Raw genomic sequence first — 24561 nt, forward strand, 5'->3', positions numbered from 1 at the left:
TCTTGCAAAAAGCAAGAGACTGTTTTTGTTTATTCTATTATTCTTTTCCATTCTGAATCATCATCAAAAATTATTTCCCAGATTTTTCCTTTAACAAATCTAAGTAACTCTGCATCTTGAATTTCAATATCAACATTATAAAAATCAAAAGACTTTATTTCAATATTTTTTTCTTCATATTTTAAATAACTTTTTCTATTAATTCTTATTGCTTTTCCTGAATAATCAATACCCCAATAACGTATTTTAAATTCTCTAATAGTTTTACTCGAAACATTTCTTAAAACAAAGTGTATGTACTTTTTTTCTTCTGTTTTAACAACCTTTGCACCTATAATCCTTAATGGTTCTTCTTCATTATCAAAAACCACTAAAGTTGCTATCTTGCTTTCACCTAAAATATTTCTATCAATATTCTTAGCAACGACTTTTAAGTAATATATATATCCTTTTTTTTCTCCGGAAATCAATACGTCCTTATATTCTGTAATAAAAGTCATATCTGTTTGTATTTCTTCATTTTTAAATTCTAAATAATATAAAATTGATCCATCATAAGAAATATCAAAATTCCATCCTATCTTATGTTCGATATAATATGTATTAAAATTTTTAAAACTTATATTTTGAGAAAACGTTAATACAACAAAAAACAATACAAAAAAATTAAAAAATATTTTTTTCATATTATCACCTCCATTATTATTATACTCTTTTTATAAAAAAATAAAAAAAGAAGCATCATGCTTCTTTTAATCCTACATATGTTATTATAGAATTTAAAAATAATACAATAAAAGATATTAAAAAAACAATTTCATACGAAAATTTATAAGCTATATAACCTGCAAGGATTGGCGTAAATATTTTTGAAAACAACTGAATACCATTGAAAAATCCCTCATATCTCCCAAAATTAATAGGTGCATATTCCTGTTTTAATGGTTCTTTAGATGAAATCCATAATATAAACCCTATTCCCAAAAAAACATGTGATATATAAAAAAACATCCAACCTTTAAATAATAATAGCAAATAAAATAAAGACATTATAAATGTACCAAAAATTAACGTATTTTCTACATTATACTTTATATACTTTTTCCATATAAACGAAGATACAACAGTCGCTGAAAAAACAACTTCATATATTAACATTATTTTTGCATCACCATTCAGGTTCTCTTTCACATAATATGATATTATTAAATAACTCCCAAAACCAAAATTAGCAAAAAATATTATCTGATTTAACAAAACCGTGATATACTTTCTTAAATTTGGTTTGTGTATATGAACATGTTCTTTGTGTAAATCACTCCCGCTTTTAACATAAGGTAATAATTTCAAAATAGATATTGCATATATTATATTTAAAATAGACACTGTTAAAAACACACTTTTATAAAATATTATAGAAGTCTCATCTGGTTTCATAAAAAGTATTAATGGTATAAATAAAATTACTTTTATTCCTTCAGAAATTAATGGTAACAAAAAATAAAAAGTATTTCTTTTATCCGGTGGAATAATAGCTCTTTCATACATGCTCACAAGTGGCCAAAAAATATCTATACTTCCTATTATAATCTGAGCTATTAAATATGTATAGGGGTTATATGCAAAAGATAACAATGCACTTCCAATGGCAAATAATAGTCTTCCAAAAGCTAATCCATAATTTGGAGATTTCTTCTCAAAATAATGCCCTAATATAAAAGTTAATATAGCTTGAACTCCATACACTATAGAAAATATTAAACTAGTTTCATATATATTTAATCCAATTTTATTAGCAAACATGGGAGAAATCAATATTATAATAAAGGAAAATGCTGGAATCGAATTAAAAATTAAATATCTTTTTAAACTTTTTTCCACATCAACACCTCACAATTTGAATTTATTTAGCTTTACGAATTATTATATATTATTTTTTAAAAAAAATCAATAAATTCAATTGTATTTCTCATTATTTATGATATAATTTAATTGGTGAACAATTAACATAATAAATAAAATTTTTGAAGGAGGGGATTTTATGGATAACAACATTGTATTATGGACTGGAGTGGGATTAGGAGTATTAGCTTTACTACTTGGAGGTATTTTTTTATATCACACTTTAACATATCCTTTTAAACCGCTTGATATTGATGGCGTAAAAATTGCAGAAATTCCTAAAGAGGCCGTTATTGAATTTAAAAAAGCTGGTAAAGGACCTGAATTAAAACAACTTAAAAAAGAAGGATTTCTTTTATATTTTGATGGAATTTCAGAAGGCGCCCCAGGTATGGGATCAGTCATGTATAATCAAGCAGAACAGGATGCGAGAGAACAATTAGCAAGATATTTAAATTCAGTAGTTACAAATTTCCAACAAAGAGCTCAAGGAGTTTTACAGAGTTCATCCCAGGGTACAGATAAAGATAAAGTTGTTGCAGTTACTAATAGCGTATTTAAAAATGTAAGTTCTAATTTTGCAAAAACTATTCAAACTGGTGCCGAAGTTGTTGCAAAATACTATGTGATGAAAGCAGGAAGAATAGAATATCATTCCGTGTTAATATATAATCCAAAAACCGCATTTTCATTATTACAACAGCAATCTTATTTAATCGAACAATTGGGAGAACAGGGAAAAGAATTTTATGAAAATCTAAATAAAGTTTTAGAAGAAGCATTTAAAAACACACCTGTAAAGTAATTAAAAAAACACCCTTGAAGGGTGTTTTTTTTAGTTTTTTTAAAATTTTTTTAATTAATTATTGCTAATAAAATTTAATTATTTGTCATAACCAACAAATATAAAATATGGTGATTTGGATTTTATTATTTTTTTGTTATAATATTTATGTAATCGATTACATACGAGGTGATAATATGAACATAAAAGACATAGCTTCTTTGGCTGGAGTTTCTGTAGCAACAGTTTCAAGAGTAATAAATAATTCTCAAAAAGTTAGAGAAGAAACAAAAATGAAGGTACTAAAAGTTATAAAAAAATATGGTTATGAACCAGATTACAGTGCAAAATCATTAAGAAAAAGATCATCAAATTTATTTGGCATATTAATGTTGAGAACAGAAATGCCAAAAAATGATTCATATACTAATCCTTTTTTAAATGGTATTTTAGAGTATTTTTTTCATAATAGTTTAAAATTAATTGTTGATTCTCATTCTGATAAACATTGTATTGATCAGTATAAAAAATTAATTAGAAGCAATTTAGTAGGTGGTTTTTTTATAACAGATTTAGAAGATGATGATGAAAGAGTTGAGTTTTTTAATTCAATTAAATTTCCTTTCGTTGTAATAGGACGCAACAATAAAAATAATTTTCATTTTGTTGATCCAGATAATGAATTAGGTGGATACTTAGGAATTAAACATTTAAAAGAAGTTGGATGCAAAAATATCTTATACATTAGCGGTAACTTAGGGCCAGCCGTAACTTATCAACGTTTAAACGGAGTATTAAAAGCGAAAAAAGACTTTGATGTGAATATCGATATAATATACGGTGATTTCAGCAGAAAATCTGGTTATGAAATAATAAAAAAAGCAAATTTTAAAAATTTTGATGGTATCTTTTGTGGTTCTGATTTAATGGCTTATGGTGTATATGATTATATGAATGAAAAAAAATATTATTTACCTTTAATCGGATTTGATGACTTACCATCATCAAAAATATTAAAAATTACTTCTATTAATCAAAATATATATAAAGTAGGATATAACGCAGCAAAAATGCTTCATGATTTATCTTTAAGAAAAGAAGTGAAAAGTATTATTATTCCTGTTGAAATATCAAAAAGGGAAAGTACACTAAGGTTCTTAAAATGAACTTTAGTTTATAAAAAAATGTAATCGATTTCATTACTTTAAAAGGAGGGTTTTTCATGAAAAAGGTATTATCTTTATTATTGGTATTTTTCATTGTATCATCGTTATTTGCAGTAACAACTATTAAAATTTCAGGATGGCCTGGAAATCCTGATGAAGAAGCAGCTATTAAGGCGGGGGTTAAAGAATTCAATTCAACACATAGCAATATCCAGGTAGTTTGGGAACCAATTCCTGGAAATTATTTGGAAACTTTAAAGACACGTTTATCTGCCGGAACTGCTCCTGATATTTTTTATGTTGATGTTTACTTTTTTCAAGAATTTGCTTCCAAAAACGTTTTATTACCGTTAGACTTATATATAAAAAAAGACAAGTTTGATTTAAATGATTATTTCTCTACATTAGTTGATGCATTTAAATTCAATAACAGAATTTATGGTATTGCAAAAGATTTCTCAACTTTAGCTCTATACTTTAACAAAGAAATTTTTGATAAATATGGGGTATCATATCCTACTAATAATGATACATGGTTTGATTTATTGGATAAAGCTTTACAGTTAAAAAGAAAAGGTTTTAAAACACCTTTAGTTTTAGCTGCAGATTTTAACAGAGTTATTCCTTTTATTTTAGGGGCTAATGGTAGATTGGTAGACGAAAATTTAAATACTACTCTAAATGAACCTTCTTCCAGATTTGGAATCAAGTTTTATATTGACCTTGTAACAAAGTACGGTGTTGCTTTTGAGCCACAAGCTGTTGGAGCAGGTTGGATTGGAGAAGCATTGGGAAAAGAAAAAGTTGCTATGGGAATGTCGGGACCATGGACATTGGGATTCTTAAAGGGATCTTACCCTGATGTATATAAAAAAATGGGTATTGTTGAAATGCCTTCATTAATAAAAAAATCAACTATGGTTTATACAGTTTCATGGTCTATAAATAAAGAATCAAAACATAAAAAAGAAGCATGGGAAGTACTAAAATTTCTGGTTACAAGAGGTCAAGAAATTTTTGTTGAAAAAGCTGGTGTTCTTGCATCCAGAAAAGATTTAGCTTCTAAAGATACAGACCCTATGAAAATACCTTTTTATAAAGGTGCAGAATATGCTCATCCATGGAGTGTTCCAACACCTACAGGGATTTTTTCTGTTGCTAATGATCAAATTAATTCTAGATTAAAAGATTTATTCTACAATAAAATAACATTAGATGAGACTCTAAATCAGATTAAAAAGAATTATCCTCAATGGATTAGTGGTCAATGATTTAAAGGGGGATATCCCCCTTTAAATTTAAAGGATGGTGATATTTATTATGAAAGTTCAATGGAAAACAAAAGAAGCTTTAATCGGGTATTTATTTGCTTCGCCTATTATTCTATCAATAATAATTTTTACAATATATCCGATATTTGCAGCATTTTATTATAGCTTTACTGATTACAATCCATTAAATGCAAGAAATTTGGAAGTTTTATTTAATCCCCAGGAAACTTTAGAATTTCATTTAGGAATGTTTCAAAATGAGATAAAAAATATTAATGAAATTAAAAATAATTTTGATTTGATGACATATATAAAATCTGACGTTGGAATAAATTTGGATGAAAAAAAAGAAGAAATAATAAAAAAATATTTTAATACTAATAAGTTATTAAATGACTTTATTTCTGGTAAGTTAAATAAAGAAATGAAAATTTCTCAATTCATGTCTATTTATCTGGATAAAGGTGCATCTTCGTTTAAAAAATATATTCCAAATTTTTTGGGTTTTGAAAATTTTAAACGTATGTTCAAAGACCAATATTTTAAAATATCTTTATTTAATGCTTTTTTTTATTCTATTATAGTTGTTCCAGTTCAAACATTATTAGCAATAGTTTTAGCCGTAGCAGCAAATTCTAAAATAAAAGGTGTAAAATTTTTCAAAGCAACATTTTTCATACCATCAATTACTTCTTCAGCTGCGATATCAATGATTTTCTGGATGTTATATTCGCGTCCGGGAATTTTAAATAGATTTTTGTCTTTATTCGGATTTCAGCCTATTGCATGGTTGGAAAATCCAAATACAGCATTACCAGCTATTATGGTTATGAATATCTGGACCACTGCAGGTTATTTTATGATTACTTTTTTAGCTGGTTTACAGGATATCCCTGTCTCAATATATGAGGCCGCAAGAATTGACGGCGCTTCCTCATCTAAAATTTTTTGGAAAATAACTATTCCCATGTTGCGCCCACAAATATTATTTGTAATGATAATGGGAACAATTGGAACGATGCAAGTTTTTGATCAAATCTATTTTTTGATAAAAAACATGAGAAATATAACTATATCTTATTATATTTATAAAAATGCATTTGAATATGGAAATATGGGTTATGCTTCTGCATTGGCATTAATATTATTTTCAATTATTTTAACAATAACTTTCTTACAGAGAAAGTTCATTCGAGAAGAATATTGAGGTGAAATTATGAGTTATAAATATGCAAAAATTATCTCCTACACTGTATTAATAATATACGCTTTAATTTCTTTATTTCCTTTTTTTTGGGCATTTTTAATTTCTATAACCCCTTTAAACGGAATAAATCCAGATACCGGTGAAAGATTTGGTATTGATATTATGCAATGGCCTCCAAAAATAAATCTTTTTAAAATTCCGCCTCAAGTATTCGGAACTAATGCTACATTTGAAAATTATAAAAAAATTTTTGAAGTAGTCCCTTTATATAGTCGATGGATATTAAATACTATTTTTTACGCTGTTGCTTTGACATTTGGTCACTTAATTTTAGATACTCTTGGAGGATATGCTTTTGCGCGTTTAAAATTTCCACTAAAAAATTTCTGGTTTTCTTTATTTCTGGCAACAATGATGGTGCCCTTTCAGGTTGTAATGATTCCTCAATATAATTTAATGGTTAAATTTGGCCTGGTAAACACCTATACAGGTTTAATATTACCTAAATTAACAGGTGTATTTGGATTATTTTTAATGAGGCAATTTTTTTTAAATTTTCCAAGAGAATTAGAAGAAGCTGCAAGAATTGATGGAGCAGGAATTATTAAAACATTTTTTACTATAGTATTGCCAAATGCCAAACCTGCTATGACTGCACTTGCAATTTATACTTTTTTAGGCGCCTGGAACGATTTTATGTGGCCACTAATAATTACCTCTGATAAAACGATGTATACATTAACTATGGGATTAAACTTTTTCAAAACATCTTATTATACTTTTTGGCAATATATGATGGCAGCATCTATTTTAATGACAATACCTATGATAATTATCTTTTTATCTTTCCAAAATCAATTTGTAGAATCAGGAAAAGCAGCTGCAATAAAAGGTTAGGAGGAATAATATGTTAGAAGCTGTTATCTTTGATATGGATGGTGTAATTACAGATACAGTTACTTTACATTACAAAGCATGGGAAAAAATGTTTAAAAATCATGGATATGAATTCAACTTTAATATTTACAAAGAAAAGGTCGATGGAAAACCGAGAATAAAAGGTATAGCATCAATTGCATCAAATGAAAATGATGAAGTTTTAAATAGTATGGCCGAAGAAAAACAAAAATATTTTTTAAATCTCATTGAAAATCATCCGCCAAAAATATTTGATGATGCTTTATATTTAATAAACTTATTAAAGAAAAATTCTATAAAAATCGCCGTTGCCTCTTCAAGTAAAAATACAAAAAAAATTTTACAGTCATTAAATATTTATAATTTATTTGATGATGTTATAACAGGATATGATTTTAAACACGGAAAACCTGATCCGGAAATTTTTTTAATAGCTTCTAAAAGATTAAATACTAAATTTCAAAATTGCATAGTAATTGAAGATGCTATTGAAGGAATAAATGCTGGAATAAATGCTGGAATGGTTACTATTGGAATAGCCCGACATGGGAATGAAATAGAATTGTCACATGCAAATCTAGTTGTAAAATCATTAAATGAATTAAATATTGAAAAACTAAATATTTTATTACAGGAGGCAAAAATATGATTTTATCTGAAAAAAAATGGCTACTTGAAGAAAATATTTTTGAAATTTCTCCTGTAAAAGAAACTATTTTTACACTGTCTAATGGTTACTTGGGTGTTAGAGGCACTTACGAAGATCTATTTTATAATGAAACTCCTGGAACTTATGTTGCAGGTATTTTTGATAAATCAGAAGCATCTGTCAAGGAATTAGTTAATTTCCCTTATTTCTGGGGATTAAGACTTTATATAAAATATGAATATTTAAATCCATTTGAGTGCAATATATTAGAATTTAAAAGGATACTGGATATGAAACAAGGAATTTTATACAAAAAAATGAGATTAAAAGATAAAAAAGGAAGAATAATGAAAATTGAAGGTTACAGATTTTTAAGTATGGATAAAAAAAATTTAGCTTTAATGACTTATACTATAACTTCAGAAAATTTTAGCGACAGAATAACAATAGAAACATTTATCGATGGTAGAACTTATAATTCAACAAAACACCCTAAAGACCGCGTGAAGCACTACTATCTAAACAATCATATCTTATCAGAGGATTATATATATGTAGAAGCATGGACAAAAGACGAAAAAAATAAAATTGGAATATTATCAACCATAGAAACAAAAAGCACTTTTACAAAAACTTCAAGAAATTTCATCGACTTTATTTCTCAATCTATTGATATTGACTTAAAAGTTGGTGAAAGTCATACTATAAACATTTATACAAGCATTTTGGACTCCAAAAGACATAATGATTTATTTAATAAAAATATTAAAGAAATTAATAAAGCAAAAAAAATTGGTTTTGAAAATCTACTTAAAAATCATTATGAAAAATTTAAAGAATTATGGAAAATTGCTGATATAAAAATTGTTGGTGATGAAAAGGCTGATAAATCCTTACGATACAATATTTTTTCGTTACTTTCTCTCGCAAATCCTGAAGATGAATTGGTTAGTATTGGAGCTAAAGGATTGCACGGTGAAGGGTATAAAGGTCATGTTTTTTGGGACACTGAAATATACATGCTCCCATTTTATATATATGAATATCCAAAAGCAGCCAAATCATTTTTAATGTATAGATATCACACTCTTGATAAAGCAAGAGAAAATGCCTTGAAAAATGGATATAGAGGTGCCCAATATCCATGGGAATCTGCTGATAACGGACAGGAAGAGACTCCAAAATGGGGTGAGGATTATTATGGGAACAAAGTGCGAATATGGACTGGTGATATAGAATATCATATAACAGCTGACATTGCTTACGCAATAAGAGAATATCTTAGAGCTACTGATGATTGGGAATTTTTTGTAAATTATGGTGCAGAAATTTTTTTTGAGACAGCAAGATTTTGGGCTTCAAGAGCTGAATATAATAATGAAAAAGATAGATATGAAATTAATAATGTTATTGGGCCAGATGAATTTCACGAACATGTTAATAATAATTTTTACACGAATTATTTGGCTAAATGGAATATAGAAAAAGCTTTTGAATATTTAAATATACTAAAACAAAAATTTCCAGAAAATTATTTAAAAATAATAAAAAAAATAAATTTGACAAACAGTGAGTTAAGAATATGGAAAGATGTAGCTGAAAAATTATATATTCCATGGAATAAATCTTCTCACTTAATTGAACAATTCGAAAATTATTTTAAACTTGAAGATTTCACAATTAGTAAATACAATGAGAAAAATATGCCAGAATGGCCTGAAGGTATCGATTTATCTAATTTAAATAAATACCAGTTAATTAAGCAAGCTGATGTTCTAATGCTAATGCATTTGTTACCAGAAGATTTTGATTTTGAAACAAAAAAGGTAAATTTTGAATATTATGAAAAAAGAACCATGCATAAATCCTCTTTAAGCCCCAGTATGTATGCAATAATGGGATTGGCAATAGGTAATCACTCTAAAGCCTATGAATATTTTATGAGAACAGCTTTAGTCGATTTGGAAAATAATCAAGGAAATACAGCCTTTGGATTACATGCTGCAAGCGCTGGTGGAACCTGGCAATCTATAATTTATGGGTTTGGTGGAATGTATATTGATAATAAGGAACAAATTACTTTTAATCCCTGGATACCTGAACATTGGAAAAGTCTAGAATTTAACATTATTTATAAAAACAAATTATTAAATATTAAAATCACCCAAAATTCATTTGATATAAAAGAACTGCCCTCCCTTACTGCAACATTAAACAACCTCACATGAGGTTGTTTTTTTCATAATTATATGATATAATCCATAAGAAGTGAATATTCTCCGGGGCAGGGTGAAATTCCCGACCGGCGGTGAAAGCCCGCGAGCCTTAATAAATGCTATTAAGGTTGATCTGGTGAAATTCCAGAGCCGACAGTTAAAGTCTGGATGGGAGGAGAACAAAGGCATATACTTAGATTTATTATTTGTATATTACAGTGATATCTCTATTGATATATATGCCAATAGTAATAAAAAATCATGCCCTGGAGAAATCCAGGGCAATTTTGTTATTGGGAGGAGAATTTATGGATAAAAAAAATATAATTAAAACTTTCGAATCAAGCAAACCAATAATTATTTGGGATGAAAAAAAAGAAATAGAAGCTGACTTTATTTTTCCAGCAGAATTAGCAAATAGCGATATTATTAATTTCATGGTATCTCAAGGAAAGGGATTATTATGCTTAGCAGCTGAAGAAATTTATCTTATCCAAAAAGGTTTTTTTAAACTTCCATCTAACAATATGGATGCATTAAATACAAATTATTTCATAACTATTGATCATAAAAAAAATGTAACAGGAATTTCTTCATATGAGCGTGCAAAGACTATAAAATCTATTACAGAAAACACTACTATAAATGACTATAAATATCCTGGTCATGTTCAACTTTTAGGAAGCATCGGTATTAATAAAAGAAAAGGACATACTGAAAGTTCCGTTGAATTAATGAAACTATTAGGATTTAAACCTTTCGCAGCTTTAATCGAAATTTTAGATGAAAATGGAAACTCCCATAACTTTAATTACATAAAATCATTATCTAAAAAATTCAAAATACCTATAATTTCTGTAGAAGATATAGTTATTGAAACAGTAAAAAACAACTTATATGTTAAACCTATTACAGAAGCCAAACTACCTACAAAATTTGGAAACTTTAAAATTATTGGTTTTGAAAATAATTTTGATAAAAAAGAACATTTTGCAATATATAAAGGCAATTTAAATAATAACCCTTTATTAGTTAGAATTCATTCAGAATGTGTAACTGGCGACGTATTAAATTCAAAAAAATGCGATTGTGGTAGCCAATTACATTTAGCCATGCAAAAAATAAATAATATAGGTAGTGGATTAATAATATATTTAAGACAGGAAGGAAGAGATATTGGTATTACTAATAAAATAAAAGCATATAAATTACAAGATAATGGTTTGGATACAGTAGAAGCTAATTTAAAAATTGGAATGCCAGCCGATAATAGAGATTATGCTATAGCTGCTCAAATATTAAAATCATTAAATATTAAAAATATTATTTTAATGACAAATAATCCAGATAAAGTTAAACAATTAAAAAAATACGGAATTAATGTAAAAAATATGGATACGCATATTGGAGAAATTACTCCAGAAAACAAGTTTTACTTAAAAATTAAAAAGTTAAAAATGAATCATAAAATTAAAATAAAGGAGGAAATATAAATGAAGGTTATAGAAGGAATCTTTGATGGAAAGAATTTGAAATTTGGCATTGTAGTTTCAAGATTCAATTCATTTTTCTCTGAAAAATTATTAGATGGATCTCTGGACGCTTTAAAAAGGCATAATGTAGAAGAAAATAATATCGATATTTTTAAAGTTCCAGGTACTTTTGAAATTCCTTTTGTAGTAAAAAAATTAATAAAAAAGAATTACGATGCAATTATAGCTTTAGGTGTGGTAATTAGAGGTGAAACATATCATTTTGAAGTTGTATCTAATGAAGTTTCAAAAGGAATTGCTCAATTGAATTTGATGTCTGATGTACCAATTACTTTTGGAATAGTAACCTCAGAAACGCTTGAACAAAGCATAGATAGATCAGGTGCTAAAGCAGGAAATAAGGGATTTGAAGCTGCAATGGCAGCATTAGAAATGGCTAATCTGAATAAAATCTTGAAAGAGTGATTTTATGAATCATGAATATTTTATGAAATTAGCAATAAAAGAGGCTAAAAAAGGGATTGGAAAAGTAAACCCAAATCCTTTAGTTGGAGCTATTATAGTAAAAAATGGAAAAGTTATATCAAAAGGTTATCATGAATACTATGGTGGAAGACATGCGGAAATTGTAGCTATTGATAATGCTAAAGAAAAAAAGATTGATATAAAAGGAGCTACAATGTATGTAACTTTAGAACCATGTTCTCATTTTGGAAAAACCCCACCTTGTGCAAACAGATTGGCAAAAGAAGGCTTCAAAGAAGTTTATATAGGGATGTTAGATCCTAATCCATTAGTCAACGGAAATGGAGTAAAAATTTTAAAAGAAAATGGAATAAATGTAAAATTCGGTATTTTAGAAAATGAAATAAAAGAATTAAATGAGATTTTTATTACTTACGTTAATAAAAAAAGGCCTTTTATTGCCCTAAAATTCGCAATGACTATGGATGGCTTTATCGCTTCGAAAAATTTTGATTCAAAATGGATATCCAATGAAAAATCAAGAAAATTAGTTCATAAATTGCGGAATTATTATTCAGCAATTTTGGTTGGAGCCAATACATTAATATATGATAATCCAAAATTAACCTGCAGAATAAAAAACGGAAGAAAACCGATAAGAATTATTTTAGATAAAGAAGGAATTTTTTATAATAAAAATTTAAATATTTTTACTGAAAAAGGAGAAAATATAATTTTTTCTATTCTTAAAGTTGCTCCAAAACATAAAAATACGGAGATAATAAATGAAACAAATATAAATAAGATATTGAATATTTTATATGAAAAAGGAATAGACAGCATTTTAGTTGAAGGTGGTGCGACAATTCTATCCTTATTTTTAAAAAATAATCTTGTCGATAAAATTCATGTTTTTTATTCTCCTAAGATTATTGGTAACGGCATTTCTCCTTTCAATAAATTAAAAATTAATAATATAAAAGATTCTATAAAATTCAAACCTGTTAAAAGTAAAAAAATTGATAATAATATATATTGGGAGTTGATACCTTGTTTACAGGAATAATACAACAACTAGCAAAAATTCGCATTGCAAATAAATCAGTTATTATAGATAATCCCTTTAAAGATGTTCAATTAGGCGAAAGCATTGCTATTAACGGTGTTTGCTTAACTGTAGAAAGAATTGATAATAATAAACTTTATTTTTCAATAGGCGAGGAAACATATATAAAAACAAATTTAAAATATTACAATAATAAAATAGTTAATCTCGAAAGGGCTTTGCGATTAACTGATTTTCTTGGTGGGCATATTGTTACCGGGCATGTTGATGGAATAATCAAATTTTTAGGTATTAAAAAATCTTCAAATACATACTGGATGAAATTTAAAATCCCAACAGAAAAATGGGCTATTGCTAACAAAGGAGCTATTACAATTAATGGTATTAGTTTAACGATTGCAAAAAAAGATCTGGATTCGTTTGAAATACAGGTAATAGAACATACATATAAAAATACAAACCTACGATATTTGAAAATAAATGAATTTGTTAATTATGAAATAGATATAATTGCTCGTTATGTAAAAGAAATTGAAATATAATTGTTATTTTATTCTCATATAAAAATAAAAAAATCAGTTTATAATATTAATTGAAATATATATTTAAAACATATATGTCAAGGAGGGAAATAATGAAAATAGCGATTCCTGTATTAAACGATGATGGAAAAAATTCTAAAATCAGCGAACATTTTGGACATGCACCATACTTTGCCTTTATTATTCTCAAGGAAAATGGTGAGTACAAATTAAGTATAATAAAAAATCCTTTAGAAGAACATGGACCTGGGGATATACCAAATTACTTGCATAAAGAAGGTATTAGTCTTCTTATAGCCAGAGGGATTGGAGGAAGAGCAATTACATTTTTCGAACAACTCGGAATTCATGTAATTAGAGGTGCTGATGGAACTGTTGAAGAAATTATAAATGATTTAAAAGAACAAAAGCTATTTGATAGAGAATATGAAGTAAAAGAAAAATTTCATAATCATTAATATAAGGCCCATTATGGGCCTTATTCTTTAATCCATTTATAAACTTCTTCTTTTGTTATAGTGGCTAATGCAATATAATTATCAGCAGCCCCATAATAAATATAATATTGATCATTATATTCTACCATTGCATCAGAAAATACTACCATAGGTACTCCACCAAACTTTTCCCATGGTTCTTCTGGCTCTAATATAGGTTTTTCACTTCTCTTTAAAACTTTTGTTGGATCTTCCAGATCTAACAACATAAATCCTAATCTATAAATATTTCGTGGAGCTTTTTGAACCCCATGATAAAGCAACAACCATCCGTATTCTGTTTTTAATGGTGGCCCAGCTATACCTATTTTTAAATCATCCCAATAACCTTCTCTGGGTTTAGCAATACTTATATAATCACCCCAATGAACTAAATCATCTGAGAAAGCTAACCAAATGTCTGGTTCCAATCTGTGAAACATTACATATTTATCATTTATTTTCTCTGATAAAATTCCAGCATCTTTATTTGGAGATTCTGGCAAAACAATTCCATATCTTTCCCAATTAAAGAAATTTGTTGTTGATGCTAAAGCAACACTTATATTAGTGGGTGAATATGCTGTGTAACACATATAATATTTCCCATCAATATAAGTTAACCTCGGATCTTCAACACCATACATCTCACTTATATCTTCAGGTTCAAATACGGGTTTTTCCATTCTGTTAAAATGTATTCCATCTGTACTAACAGCATATCCTATCCTTGATACCATATCTTCACCTTGTGCTCTGTATAGCATATGAAACAAATCTCCGTCATATACTACTGCTGGATTAAATACAAATCTTGATTCCCACAAATGATTTGGGTTTGGTGAAAATAACGGATTTAATGGATGCCTTTTTAATTTTAGTTCCAATTAAAACACCTCACTTTAATGTAATTGAAATTCCTTGTAAGAAGTATTTTCTAAATATTAAAAACAGAATGACCATAGGAATAGTTTGTATAACAGAACCTGCTAATATTGGACCAATATATGCGCCATATTCATGATTAAAACTTGCCAATAAAACAGACAATGGCATTTTATTATAATCCTTCATTACAATTAATGGCCACATAAAATTATCCCATATACCTATAAATGTAAATAATGAAACTATAGAAAGTGCTGATTTATTTAAAGGCATCATTATTTTAAAAATTATCCATAAATCAGTAGCGCCATCCATTTTTGCAGCCTCAATATAATCATTTGGAGTACTTCTATAACTCTGTGTTAACATAAAAATTCCCCATCCGCTCATTAAACTTGGTAATATAAGAGCAGAATAAGTATTCAATAATCCTAAATTTCTTATCAAAATATAAAGTGGAATAGTAAACATAAATCCGGGAAATACCATTTGAAAAATTAGAAAATCAAATATTTTATCTCTACCTCTAAATCTTAGCTTAGCTAATGCATAAGAAATTATTGCTGATGTTAACACAACAGAAATAGTTACAGTTAATGAAATAAACAAACTATTAAAAAACGCACGTATAAAAGGTCTTTGCATTTTTTTTGCACTTTCTAGTATAAATTTAAAATGCTCTAATGTAAAATGCGTTGGCCAAAATCTTGTATATATTTCATTTGAAGGTTTTAGAGAGGACATAAATAGCCAGATATATGGATATAACCATAATAATGACAATGAAAACATTATTATATGAAAAATTATAACACGTATTTTTTTCATACTATATCAACTTCTCTTTCAAATAATTTTCTTGTTATCCAGATAATGACAAAACTAAATATAGCAGTAAATATAGACATTGTTGCTGCATATGTTGGATCCAACTTTTGAAAGGCTGATGTATACATTACCATCATTGGCATTAAAGTACTTCTCATGGGACCACCACCTGTAATCATATATGGTTCAGTAAATATCCCAAAAGATAATGATATTGCAAAAACTAAAACCATAACTATTGAGGGATTTAACAGTGGCAATGTTATTTTAAAAAATTTAACATATTTATTTGCTCCATCTAATTCTGCAGCTTCATATATATTGTTTGGAATACTTATTATACCAGCATATAATATCAAACCATAATAACCTATAAATTTCCATACAACAATTAATGAAATGGAAAACATTGCTAATTGAGGACTTGTAAACCATGGAATAGTTGTATTGAATAATTTATAGATTATCTGATTTAAAGGACCATTTTCAGCAAACAATTTAGAAAACATTATTGAATAAGCTACACCAGAAGATATATTTGCTACTAAAAAGGATAAGGCTACAAATGTCTTCCCATATTTTATTTTACTCAAAGCCAATGCAAACAATAAAGAAAAAATTAATACAATGGGAATATAATACATTAAAAAATTTAATACATTAAAAAAAGCTTTCCAGAATATAGGATCATATAATACTCTTAAAAAATTTCTAAAACCTGCAAATCTGGGGGAGCCTACATATCGCCATCTGGAAAAAGCTAAAATTACAAGCCATACAAATGGATATCCCCAAAAAATAGCCGCATATACAAGGTATGTTGAGGATATAAGAAGCCCCTTTCGGGCTTCTCTTTTTCTTATATTTTTTGTCATATAATCACCATATTATTCTATTAATTTTTTTCACAGAATTTTTTACAGCATCTTCTGCATTTGCTTTTCCATACATAATAGGTTCTATTAAACTATAAGTCATTTCATCCTGCACATCTACTGTTTTCGAAATTAAAGCTGGAGGTATTGCATATCCAACATATTTTGCATACTCAGCAGCTAAAGGATTTTTATCAAAAAAGTCTTTAAAAAGTGGATTCTTTAGCAAATCTGACCTTGCAGGTGGCATCTTTGTCATTTCTAACCATAATTTATCATTTTCCGGATTAGAATATACCCATTTTACAAAATCCCATGCTTCTTTTTGATGTTTGGAACTTTTAAATATAACTAATCCTTTAGTATCTGCAAAAGTGTAAATAGGTTTGTCCTTTGGATAATTATCTGGAACTACTGGTGGAGTTATAGTAATATTTTTTATTATTTCAGGGAACTGATTTTCTGCATATGGTATTTCCCATGGACCTTTTAAACTTCCAATTATCACACCGTTATATAAAGGAGCATTACCTAAATCAACAGCTGTCCATTTATTTTTAAACATTGTTTCAAAAAACTTAGCTACTTTTATCCCCGCGTCGTTATTATATACTGCACGATACTTTTTTAAATCTATATAAGGTTTTCCTTCACTTGCAGCATAATAATAAGTAATATAATCAAACCATCTATCCCACCAATTTCTCCCTGCAACTACTCTCATAGTATATTTTTCTTTTGGAACAACAAATTTTTTTGAAAGTTCATAAATTTCAGAATACGTTCTAGGAGGTTTTTTAAATCCATATTCCTGTAATATATCCTTTCGCCACCACATTAATATAGGATTTGAATATATAGGTAAAACATAACTTTTACCCATAAATTTCCAACCTTTTATAATATCATTCATTTTTCTTTGTGAAACTACCTCATCAAAACCAGGTAATTTACTTAATTCAACCAGTTGATCTAATTCAATTAATTGTGCTGCAAAACCAGAAAAAATATTAGTACATATATCAGGTGTTCTTCCCGAAGCTATAGCACTTAAAATTGCTTCTTCAGAGCTTCCAGCTGCTGGAATAGTAGTCCATTCTATATCTATATCCGGATTTAATTTTTCATACTCTGAAACTAACTTTTTCCAATATGCTTCTTGATTAGGATTAGGCGCTGTCCAAAATACTATTTTTGTTTTTGCAAATGACATAATAATTAATGTTAAGAATAAAACGAATAATAACTTTTTCATTTTCAAACCCCCTTTGTAGATTTTCTTTCTATAAATTCGGTAAATAATGAAGTTACGTACGGATGTAAATTTTTACCATTAATAAGTTCAATAACTCTTTCCAATGCAACATTTCCCATTTCATACTTAAAAACTTTTACTGTAGATAATGATGGTTCAACTGTTGAGGAAAATACAATATCATCAAACCCTATTATTTGTATGTCCTCAGGTATTCTAATTTTCTTTTTTTTCAAAATATTTATAATCATTACAGCAATTGGATCATTTGATGTGAAAATTATTTCTGGATTTTTTGATAAGATTAAATCTATAATATAATTTATAGAATTTTGAGTTTCTGCAACTTCATAAGTTATAGGCAGTAAATTACTATTTTTCATTGCCAATTCATATCCTTCAAACCTTCTCCTAAAACCATAAAATTCTAAAGATCCGTGTACATGTACAATTTTTTTATACCCTCTTTTTATCATCTTATCTATAACATAATATGCTCCATCAAAACCATTTGAAATTATTGCATTTATTTTTTTACCCATAATATAATTATCAATCAAAACTTTATGTATCTTGCAATCTAAAATCTCAAATGGAATTTTATCTGAACCCAAAATCAGTATACCATCGCATATTTTTTTTTGATTTATAAATTCATCAAAAGTCATTAATCTTATTTCAGCTTTATTTTCTTTTGCTCCATCGTATATTCCTTTTAACACTGTAGAATAAAAATCCATTTCACCATATTCATTTTTTCTTTTTTCTAATATATTTTTTATTCTATTACTAATTAAAACTCCTATTTTAAAACCATATTTTACCTTTGCTAAATGTTTTGCTTGACTCGAAGGTTTGTAATTAAGTTCTTCAACAGCTTTTAAAACCTTTATTTTTGTTTTTTCTGAAAATTTTCCTTTATTGTTTAATACACGAGAAACTGTTGCAATTGATGTTCCAGCCAACTTTGCAACATCTTCTATTGTTGCCATATTATCACCTCGTTGTGTAAGCGCTTAACTAATAATATAATATCATAGATAATTAAAATACAAAAATTTGAAAATGACTAGTTAATATTGATTATAGTTTTTTATAGTATCTTACGTATTATTATCAAAGGAATTCTAATTTTTCATTGTAATTTTTTATTATTTTTATAATTTATAAAAATAAAAGAAATTCCATCGTAATAAACGATTTTTAATTATAATATCTTCTAAAAACTAATATTCAGCTTAAAATATGTTTTGAATAAATGAATTTATATTATATAATGCAAATGTGTAAGCGCTTAACTAAAATAGAAATACGGATATCTTCATTTTGAGGTGAGTTTTATGAGTGTGAATATTAGTATAATCGGGGCTGGAAGTGCTGTTTTTTCAATGAAACTTATAAGTGATATATGTAAAACAAATGAGTTGTCAAATAGTAAAATAACTTTAATGGATATTGATGAAGAAAGATTAAATGCTATATATTTATTAGCAAATGAAATTGCTAATAAATTGAATGCATCTATTAATTTTAAAAAGACTTCTATTTTAGAAGAAGCAATTAAAAATTCAGATTTTGTCATTAATACAGCAATGGTTGGTGGACACAAATATTTAGAAAAAGTTAGAAGTATTAGTGAAAAATATGGGTATTATAGAGGTATTGATTCTCAAGAATTTAATATGGTTTCTGATTATTTTACAATCTCTAACTACAACCAGTTAAGTTTTGCTCTTACTGTTGCAAAACTTATGGAAAGATTTTCACCCAATGCTTGGTTAATACAAGGTGCTAATCCTGTTTTTGAAATAACTACACTAATTTCAAGAGAGTCTTCTATAAAAATAATAGGGATATGCCATGGCCACTATGGTATTGAAGATATTATTAAAAATTTGAATATCGATAAAAATAAAGTATCATGGCAAGTCGCTGGCTTTAATCATGCTATATGGTTAAATAAATTTGAATATAATGGGAAAAATGCTTATCCTTTATTGGAAAAATGGATAGAAGAAAACTACCAATATAATCCAGAACATCCGTTTAATGATCAGTTGAGTCCGGCAGCCATTGATATGTATAACTTTTATGGTTTATTTCCAATTGGTGATACTGTTAGGAATAGTTCTTGGAAATATCATTACACTTTTGAAGATAAGAAAAAATGGTATGGTATACCTTGGGGTGGTGCTGATTCAGAATTAGGCTGGAAATGGTATCAAAACATGCTTGAAGAAGTAACAAAAACTATTAAATACTTATCAAGGTTAGTTACAGAAAATCCGGAAAAAGATTTTTCAAAATTATTAGAAATCTCTTTAAAAAGATATAAATTACAATCGCATTTTAAAGAAGAAATGAAAAATATATTGAATCCAAATTCTTTAAGCAAAGAACAACATATTCCTTTTATAAATGCTATTGTAAATAATAAGGAAGTTCGCCTTGTGTTAAATATAATGAACTCAAACATTATTGAAAATATCCCCAAAAATGTCGCTGTTGAAGTTCCAGTTAAGGTAAATAAAAATGGAATTCATCCTGAAAAAATTTTTCCTAAGTTAAATAAAAGAATTTTATATTATTATCTTTATCCTAGAATGATACGAATGGAGATGGCTCTTGAAGCATTTTTAACTGGTGATATTAAACTTCTTGAAGAATTTTTAATTCGAGATAGAAGGACTCATTCTTATGAACAAGTAAAAGATGTTTTAAAAGAAATTATTTGTCTTCCTGAAAATAAAAAAATGAAAGAACATTACAAATATTAAAAGGGGGTATATTATGAAAAAATTTGTATTTTTGACTTTAGTTGTTATTTTGACTATTTTTGTAATGGCAGAAGAAAAGGTCATTGAAGTACGTACTAATCAAATGACATGGATGGAAGTACCTTATAAAATTTCTTTTTCAAAAATGCTTGATATTGTTGGTGAAGATTTCGAAGCTAATTGGTATTCTATCAGAGTTGTTGATGAAAACGGAAATTATTTACCTTATCAAATCGATGATATAGACGGCAACAAACGTATATCTTCTGACGATGTATTGTTATTCACGTTTAAAAAAACTGCTAAAATCATCATTTCAGATGACTCAAATATGGATTTAATGAATTTCAATCCTTATTTTTCTATTGAAAAAAATAACGATGAATATTTAATCACTTCAAAAGACTTTGATATAAAAATAAATAAATATGGTTTGGCAAACTTCGTTAGATATAAAGATATAAAAGGAAATATATATAACGAATTAGGAACTGCAAGAATAGCTGGCTGGTCTGGAAGCACTTTCTATATCAATGGAAAATTAGGAAAACATGTAGAAATGACTTCATCTGGCCTATCTATTGAAAAAGTTAGAGTTTTGGATGCTGGTCCTATTGCAGTAACAGTTATTTCTGATTTATATTCCCGATTGCTACCAGGATTAAATCAACATATGGTAACATATATTTTTAAAACTGGTGATGTATTAGTTGAAAATACATTTTCTTTTACAAACTATGTTGACATAATGAAATTGCAGGTCATGGCTACATCACCTATCACAAGCGTTGATGATAACGCTTTACATATTCTTCCATTATTTAGAAGAATGGTATGGGCTGAACAAATAAATGGAACGCCTTTAGATTACTGGTCACAAAGAAATGCTATAAAATACGTAAATGGAAAACCATATATTGAATTTTCTGCTATTGATTCCATGAAACCTTTATGGTAGGGAGCAACATATGCTTTTGTTTCTGAAGAAAATTGGAGGGCTAATTTCTCACCAAAATATGGAATTGGTGCAGCAGAAATATTACCAGAAAAACCTGTTGTATATTCCGATTTAAAAGACTTTGTTTTCCATGATTTTTGGTTCTATGAAAGTAGAGAATTCAGAGATGGTATTTTCAGATGGTTACCAGGTGAAATGGATAATTATAAAGCAACTAAAGGTGTTTTTCCACCGTATTTTGAAGAAAATGTTGGAAAATACTGGATGGCTAAATTTAAAGCTGGAGATGTTGTAAAGTATAATAGGTATTATTCTATTTTCCAATCTCGTGATACAACAGAAGCTATTAACTTTTTAGAAAAACGTTCTGCTGAAATTCAAGGAATTCATGTAATCGAAAAATAATATAAGGGCACTTAACGTGCCCTTTTTTGGAGGGTGAATATGAAAAATAAATACATAATTCTTTTTTTTATCGTATTTTTCTCTTTAAATTTATTTTCAATTGAATTAAATTTCTCACATCTCGAATTTTTAAGAGATACCTTTAAGATAAACGATAAAAATGTAGTTGGATATTGGATATACGCCGATAAATATGGTCAAAAATATGTACATAAAGAAGCTATCGGTGAAGGCGTTACCTGTGTAGATGATGTTGCAAGAGTTGCTATACTTTATACAGATCTTTACAAAACAAATAAAAATGATTTTTATTATCAAAGAGCTAAAGAAGCTTTAAATTTTGTCATCTCTATGCAAGATTTTGATGGTGATTTCTACAATTTCATTTTAAAAAATGGAAATATAAACAAATATGGAATAACAAGTAAAAAATCAGGAAGTTGGTGGGCTGCAAGGGCTTTTTGGGCTTTGAGTAATGCTATAAATGTATTTCCTGATGATTTATTTAATAAAAAATTGATAAATTCTGCTAAAAAGGCCAAATCTTTTTTATTAAAAAAACTGGATTCTAATTATTTATTAAATAAAAGTTCCGATGTGTCTTCAATTTTTTTATTAGGATTATCCGCTTACTATAATCAGTACCCAAACAATAGTGACTTAAATTATATAATCAACATAGCTGATTCAATATTAAAAACACAAATATCAAATGGACCTTTTAGCGGCTCTTATAACGAAAGTTCTGATAATAATCGTTATTTATGGCATACATGGGGATCAAGACAGGGTGAGGCTCTCATTGAAGTTTATAAAATTACAAAAAATATAAAATATTTAAATTCTGTAAAAAAATATGTCGATTTTTATGATTTACTACTTTCAATTGGACCTGTATATGAAATAAAAGATTATATAAAAAAATATCCATATTTATCTTATGGGTTAGAAACAATAATTTCTACTTTATCAAAACTATATCTTGTGACAAAAGAAGATATTTATGCTGTTAAAGCATTTTTATTTGGTTCTTTTTATAATGGGAATAACCATTTAAACTCTCCTTTTACCGGCAAAAACGGAGAAGGATTCGATGGCATGCATTCTGTTTATATTAATCAAAATGCTGGTGCAGAATCAACTGTGTCATATCTAATTTCTTTAGAAAGATTGAATGAATTACCAAAAACTTTTGAAAAATTTTATTTTTCAAAAACTATAGACAATGGAAATTCTTTACTTTTAGAGGCTGAAAAAATGGATTATGGAATTTATTCATTTGAATTAGAAAATACAAATAATATACAGATTAAAACCAATGAAAAAATAGCCTTGAAAACATATATAAATATTTCAGGAAACTATTATATATATTTAATAGGAAAAATTCCTGATTCAAAAATAAAAATATATTCCGGTAAAAATAAAATAATAGTAAATAATAAAATTTTTATTCCTATTGAACTTGAAAAAGGTAAATTAACAATTTCGATAACTCCTAAAGAAACGTTATATCTGGATCAAATATTGATTATTCCAAAAAAATTCAAATTTGTTGTTAAAGTAAAAAATGAATTTTTTGAGATTTTAAATAATGAATATAGAATTATTTCATATAATGGTGATGATATTTCATATAAAAAAGACTTATTAAATATAAAAATAGATTTTATAAAGAAGGATAACTATTATATTGCAAATTTAGATAATATTTTTAATAATAATGGTATTGTAGAATTTTCAGAAAGGAAAGAAGGAAACTTTGACAATCCAGATGGAGTTTTCGGTGCTAAATATCCTGCAGAGGAAATTGAAAAATATTTATCTAATAATATATTAAAATATAACAACATACTATTTAAAATAAAAATCCAAGGTTTAGATAATTTAATAGCAGTTGGGCAAAAATTAGAACTAAAAAATATAATTGGAAATACTTTATATATTTTAGGATCATCTGATCACGGAAATTACCAAGCAAAACTTATTATTGAATATACTGATGGAACACTTCAAGAAGAAATACTTAGTTTTTCTGATTGGTGCCAGCAACCTATTTTTAATGAAAATATCGTTATTGATACAAAATATAGATATAATGGTATTGGTATAAAAGAAAATTTGAATCCTAAAATTTATTTAAACAAGTTTTTATTAAAGAATAAAAAAATCAAATATATTTATCTTCCCAAGAAACCAACCATGCATATTTTTGCTATTACTATAAAATAAAATTTGCTAAATATTATTATATTATATTTTAGAGTCAGATAGTTGAACTATCTGACTTTTATTTTATTTCGTTTATTTTCGTTTTTTCAAATAATACGAAAATAAACGAAATTAAATTATAACAATTCATAATGTTTTGTAAGAGAACATAAAGATATATTAATGAATTTTGAAAAATATAAATAAAG

At 27.2% G+C, this 24561-nt stretch carries 23 protein-coding genes and 1 riboswitch; of the genes, 16 read left to right on the forward strand and 7 right to left on the reverse strand.

Translation table 11 applies throughout. The annotated features are described in order from the left end of the window. Positions 1-29: 29 nt before the first annotated feature. The gene (locus XO12_RS01505; RefSeq protein ID WP_175419566.1) at positions 30-686 is read right to left on the reverse strand and encodes a hypothetical protein; all 657 of its coding nucleotides are present in this window, start codon (positions 684-686) and stop codon (positions 30-32) included. Positions 687-741: 55 nt separating this feature from the next. Then, positions 742-1881 (reverse strand): MFS transporter, encoded by a 1140-nt coding sequence (locus XO12_RS01510; protein ID WP_047265294.1) that lies wholly within the window; start codon positions 1879-1881, stop codon positions 742-744. 160 nt (positions 1882-2041) lie between these two features. On the opposite strand from XO12_RS01510, the gene XO12_RS01515 reads away from it, so the two are divergent. The 12 genes from XO12_RS01515 (at position 2042) to XO12_RS01570 (ending at position 14137) form a co-directional block, all read left to right on the forward strand. Next, complete coding sequence (locus XO12_RS01515; protein WP_047265293.1) at positions 2042-2707, forward strand: hypothetical protein; 666 nt, start codon at positions 2042-2044, stop codon at positions 2705-2707. A gap of 176 nt (positions 2708-2883) precedes the next feature. Further along, entirely contained in the window at positions 2884-3852 is a 969-nt protein-coding gene (locus XO12_RS01520) for a LacI family DNA-binding transcriptional regulator (protein WP_047265292.1), read from the forward strand. 56 nt (positions 3853-3908) lie between these two features. Continuing rightward, the gene (locus tag XO12_RS01525; protein WP_175419567.1) at positions 3909-5123 is read left to right on the forward strand and encodes an ABC transporter substrate-binding protein; all 1215 of its coding nucleotides are present in this window, start codon (positions 3909-3911) and stop codon (positions 5121-5123) included. A 49-nt stretch (positions 5124-5172) separates the two neighbouring features. After that, the gene (locus XO12_RS01530) at positions 5173-6330 is read left to right on the forward strand and encodes a carbohydrate ABC transporter permease (protein ID WP_052913141.1); all 1158 of its coding nucleotides are present in this window, start codon (positions 5173-5175) and stop codon (positions 6328-6330) included. Positions 6331-6339: 9 nt separating this feature from the next. Continuing rightward, positions 6340-7227, forward strand: a complete 888-nt coding sequence (locus XO12_RS01535; RefSeq protein WP_047265290.1) for a carbohydrate ABC transporter permease — start codon at positions 6340-6342, stop codon at positions 7225-7227. Positions 7228-7237: 10 nt separating this feature from the next. After that, entirely contained in the window at positions 7238-7897 is a 660-nt protein-coding gene (locus XO12_RS01540) for an HAD family phosphatase (protein WP_175419568.1), read from the forward strand. Then, positions 7894-10125, forward strand: a complete 2232-nt coding sequence (locus tag XO12_RS01545; RefSeq protein ID WP_047265288.1) for a glycoside hydrolase family 65 protein — start codon at positions 7894-7896, stop codon at positions 10123-10125. The genes XO12_RS01540 and XO12_RS01545 overlap by 4 nt, the downstream gene beginning before the upstream one ends. Positions 10126-10168: 43 nt before the next feature. Continuing rightward, positions 10169-10297: riboswitch (FMN riboswitch) on the forward strand. A 124-nt stretch (positions 10298-10421) separates the two neighbouring features. Further along, complete coding sequence (locus tag XO12_RS01550) at positions 10422-11606, forward strand: bifunctional 3,4-dihydroxy-2-butanone-4-phosphate synthase/GTP cyclohydrolase II (RefSeq protein WP_047265286.1); 1185 nt, start codon at positions 10422-10424, stop codon at positions 11604-11606. After that, entirely contained in the window at positions 11607-12071 is a 465-nt protein-coding gene (ribH, locus tag XO12_RS01555) for a 6,7-dimethyl-8-ribityllumazine synthase (RefSeq protein ID WP_047265285.1), read from the forward strand. Between the two features lie 4 nt (positions 12072-12075). Next, the gene (gene ribD / locus XO12_RS01560; RefSeq protein WP_047265284.1) at positions 12076-13137 is read left to right on the forward strand and encodes a bifunctional diaminohydroxyphosphoribosylaminopyrimidine deaminase/5-amino-6-(5-phosphoribosylamino)uracil reductase RibD; all 1062 of its coding nucleotides are present in this window, start codon (positions 12076-12078) and stop codon (positions 13135-13137) included. Next, on the forward strand, positions 13122-13679 hold the full coding sequence (locus XO12_RS01565; RefSeq protein ID WP_047265283.1) for a riboflavin synthase: 558 nt from the start codon (positions 13122-13124) through the stop codon (positions 13677-13679). Before ribD ends, XO12_RS01565 begins: the two co-directional genes overlap by 16 nt. Positions 13680-13771: 92 nt before the next feature. Continuing rightward, on the forward strand, positions 13772-14137 hold the full coding sequence (locus XO12_RS01570; protein WP_047265282.1) for a NifB/NifX family molybdenum-iron cluster-binding protein: 366 nt from the start codon (positions 13772-13774) through the stop codon (positions 14135-14137). A 20-nt stretch (positions 14138-14157) separates the two neighbouring features. Here the strand turns inward: XO12_RS01570 and XO12_RS01575 are convergent, their stop codons facing one another. Genes XO12_RS01575 through XO12_RS01595 form a run of 5 tightly spaced genes read right to left on the reverse strand, consistent with a single transcriptional unit; the run spans position 14158 to position 18993 of the window. Continuing rightward, a complete protein-coding gene (locus tag XO12_RS01575) occupies positions 14158-15042 on the reverse strand; it encodes a glycosidase (RefSeq protein WP_047265281.1) in 885 nt (294 codons plus the stop codon). Between the two features lie 10 nt (positions 15043-15052). Next, positions 15053-15871, reverse strand: a complete 819-nt coding sequence (locus tag XO12_RS01580) for a carbohydrate ABC transporter permease (RefSeq protein WP_047265280.1) — start codon at positions 15869-15871, stop codon at positions 15053-15055. Beyond that, a complete protein-coding gene (locus XO12_RS01585; RefSeq protein ID WP_047265279.1) occupies positions 15868-16746 on the reverse strand; it encodes a carbohydrate ABC transporter permease in 879 nt (292 codons plus the stop codon). The genes XO12_RS01580 and XO12_RS01585 overlap by 4 nt, the downstream gene beginning before the upstream one ends. Positions 16747-16750: 4 nt before the next feature. Further along, positions 16751-18001: an ABC transporter substrate-binding protein gene (locus tag XO12_RS01590; RefSeq protein ID WP_047265278.1), complete on the reverse strand. Its 1251-nt coding sequence runs from the start codon at positions 17999-18001 to the stop codon at positions 16751-16753. A 2-nt stretch (positions 18002-18003) separates the two neighbouring features. Continuing rightward, positions 18004-18993 carry a LacI family DNA-binding transcriptional regulator gene (locus XO12_RS01595; protein WP_047265277.1) on the reverse strand — a complete coding sequence of 330 codons (990 nt, stop codon included), beginning with the start codon at positions 18991-18993 and terminating at the stop codon, positions 18004-18006. Positions 18994-19341: 348 nt separating this feature from the next. On the opposite strand from XO12_RS01595, the gene aglA reads away from it, so the two are divergent. From aglA to XO12_RS01615, 4 genes are all read left to right on the forward strand, one after another. Continuing rightward, the gene (gene aglA / locus XO12_RS01600; protein WP_047265276.1) at positions 19342-20778 is read left to right on the forward strand and encodes an alpha-glucosidase AglA; all 1437 of its coding nucleotides are present in this window, start codon (positions 19342-19344) and stop codon (positions 20776-20778) included. A gap of 13 nt (positions 20779-20791) precedes the next feature. Next, positions 20792-21736: a hypothetical protein gene (locus tag XO12_RS01605; RefSeq protein WP_175419569.1), complete on the forward strand. Its 945-nt coding sequence runs from the start codon at positions 20792-20794 to the stop codon at positions 21734-21736. Between the two features lie 195 nt (positions 21737-21931). Then, positions 21932-22141, forward strand: coding sequence for a hypothetical protein (locus XO12_RS01610; protein ID WP_175419570.1), 210 nt, complete (start codon positions 21932-21934; stop codon positions 22139-22141). Between the two features lie 39 nt (positions 22142-22180). Then, positions 22181-24373: a hypothetical protein gene (locus XO12_RS01615; RefSeq protein WP_047265274.1), complete on the forward strand. Its 2193-nt coding sequence runs from the start codon at positions 22181-22183 to the stop codon at positions 24371-24373. Positions 24374-24561 lie beyond the last annotated feature (188 nt).

It is taken from the genome of Marinitoga sp. 1154 (assembly GCF_013363285.1).
Lineage (GTDB): Bacteria > Thermotogota > Thermotogae > Petrotogales > Petrotogaceae > Marinitoga.

Excerpts from the sequence above, each read along its gene's own strand:
- XO12_RS01505 (WP_175419566.1), bottom strand. The coding sequence starts at position 686 with ATGAAAAAAATATTTTTTAATTTTTTTGTATTGTTTTTTGTTGTATTA.
- XO12_RS01515 (WP_047265293.1), top strand. The coding sequence starts at position 2,042 with ATGGATAACAACATTGTATTATGGACTGGAGTGGGATTAGGAGTATTA.
- XO12_RS01520 (WP_047265292.1), top strand. The coding sequence starts at position 2,884 with ATGAACATAAAAGACATAGCTTCTTTGGCTGGAGTTTCTGTAGCAACA.
- XO12_RS01525 (WP_175419567.1), top strand. The coding sequence starts at position 3,909 with ATGAAAAAGGTATTATCTTTATTATTGGTATTTTTCATTGTATCATCG.
- XO12_RS01530 (WP_052913141.1), top strand. The coding sequence starts at position 5,173 with ATGAAAGTTCAATGGAAAACAAAAGAAGCTTTAATCGGGTATTTATTT.
- XO12_RS01535 (WP_047265290.1), top strand. The coding sequence starts at position 6,340 with ATGAGTTATAAATATGCAAAAATTATCTCCTACACTGTATTAATAATA.
- XO12_RS01540 (WP_175419568.1), top strand. The coding sequence starts at position 7,238 with ATGTTAGAAGCTGTTATCTTTGATATGGATGGTGTAATTACAGATACA.
- XO12_RS01545 (WP_047265288.1), top strand. The coding sequence starts at position 7,894 with ATGATTTTATCTGAAAAAAAATGGCTACTTGAAGAAAATATTTTTGAA.
- XO12_RS01550 (WP_047265286.1), top strand. The coding sequence starts at position 10,422 with ATGGATAAAAAAAATATAATTAAAACTTTCGAATCAAGCAAACCAATA.
- ribH (WP_047265285.1), top strand. The coding sequence starts at position 11,607 with ATGAAGGTTATAGAAGGAATCTTTGATGGAAAGAATTTGAAATTTGGC.
- ribD (WP_047265284.1), top strand. The coding sequence starts at position 12,076 with ATGAATCATGAATATTTTATGAAATTAGCAATAAAAGAGGCTAAAAAA.
- XO12_RS01570 (WP_047265282.1), top strand. The coding sequence starts at position 13,772 with ATGAAAATAGCGATTCCTGTATTAAACGATGATGGAAAAAATTCTAAA.
- XO12_RS01580 (WP_047265280.1), bottom strand. The coding sequence starts at position 15,871 with ATGAAAAAAATACGTGTTATAATTTTTCATATAATAATGTTTTCATTG.
- XO12_RS01585 (WP_047265279.1), bottom strand. The coding sequence starts at position 16,746 with ATGACAAAAAATATAAGAAAAAGAGAAGCCCGAAAGGGGCTTCTTATA.
- XO12_RS01590 (WP_047265278.1), bottom strand. The coding sequence starts at position 18,001 with ATGAAAAAGTTATTATTCGTTTTATTCTTAACATTAATTATTATGTCA.
- XO12_RS01595 (WP_047265277.1), bottom strand. The coding sequence starts at position 18,993 with ATGGCAACAATAGAAGATGTTGCAAAGTTGGCTGGAACATCAATTGCA.
- aglA (WP_047265276.1), top strand. The coding sequence starts at position 19,342 with ATGAGTGTGAATATTAGTATAATCGGGGCTGGAAGTGCTGTTTTTTCA.
- XO12_RS01605 (WP_175419569.1), top strand. The coding sequence starts at position 20,792 with ATGAAAAAATTTGTATTTTTGACTTTAGTTGTTATTTTGACTATTTTT.
- XO12_RS01610 (WP_175419570.1), top strand. The coding sequence starts at position 21,932 with ATGGATAATTATAAAGCAACTAAAGGTGTTTTTCCACCGTATTTTGAA.
- XO12_RS01615 (WP_047265274.1), top strand. The coding sequence starts at position 22,181 with ATGAAAAATAAATACATAATTCTTTTTTTTATCGTATTTTTCTCTTTA.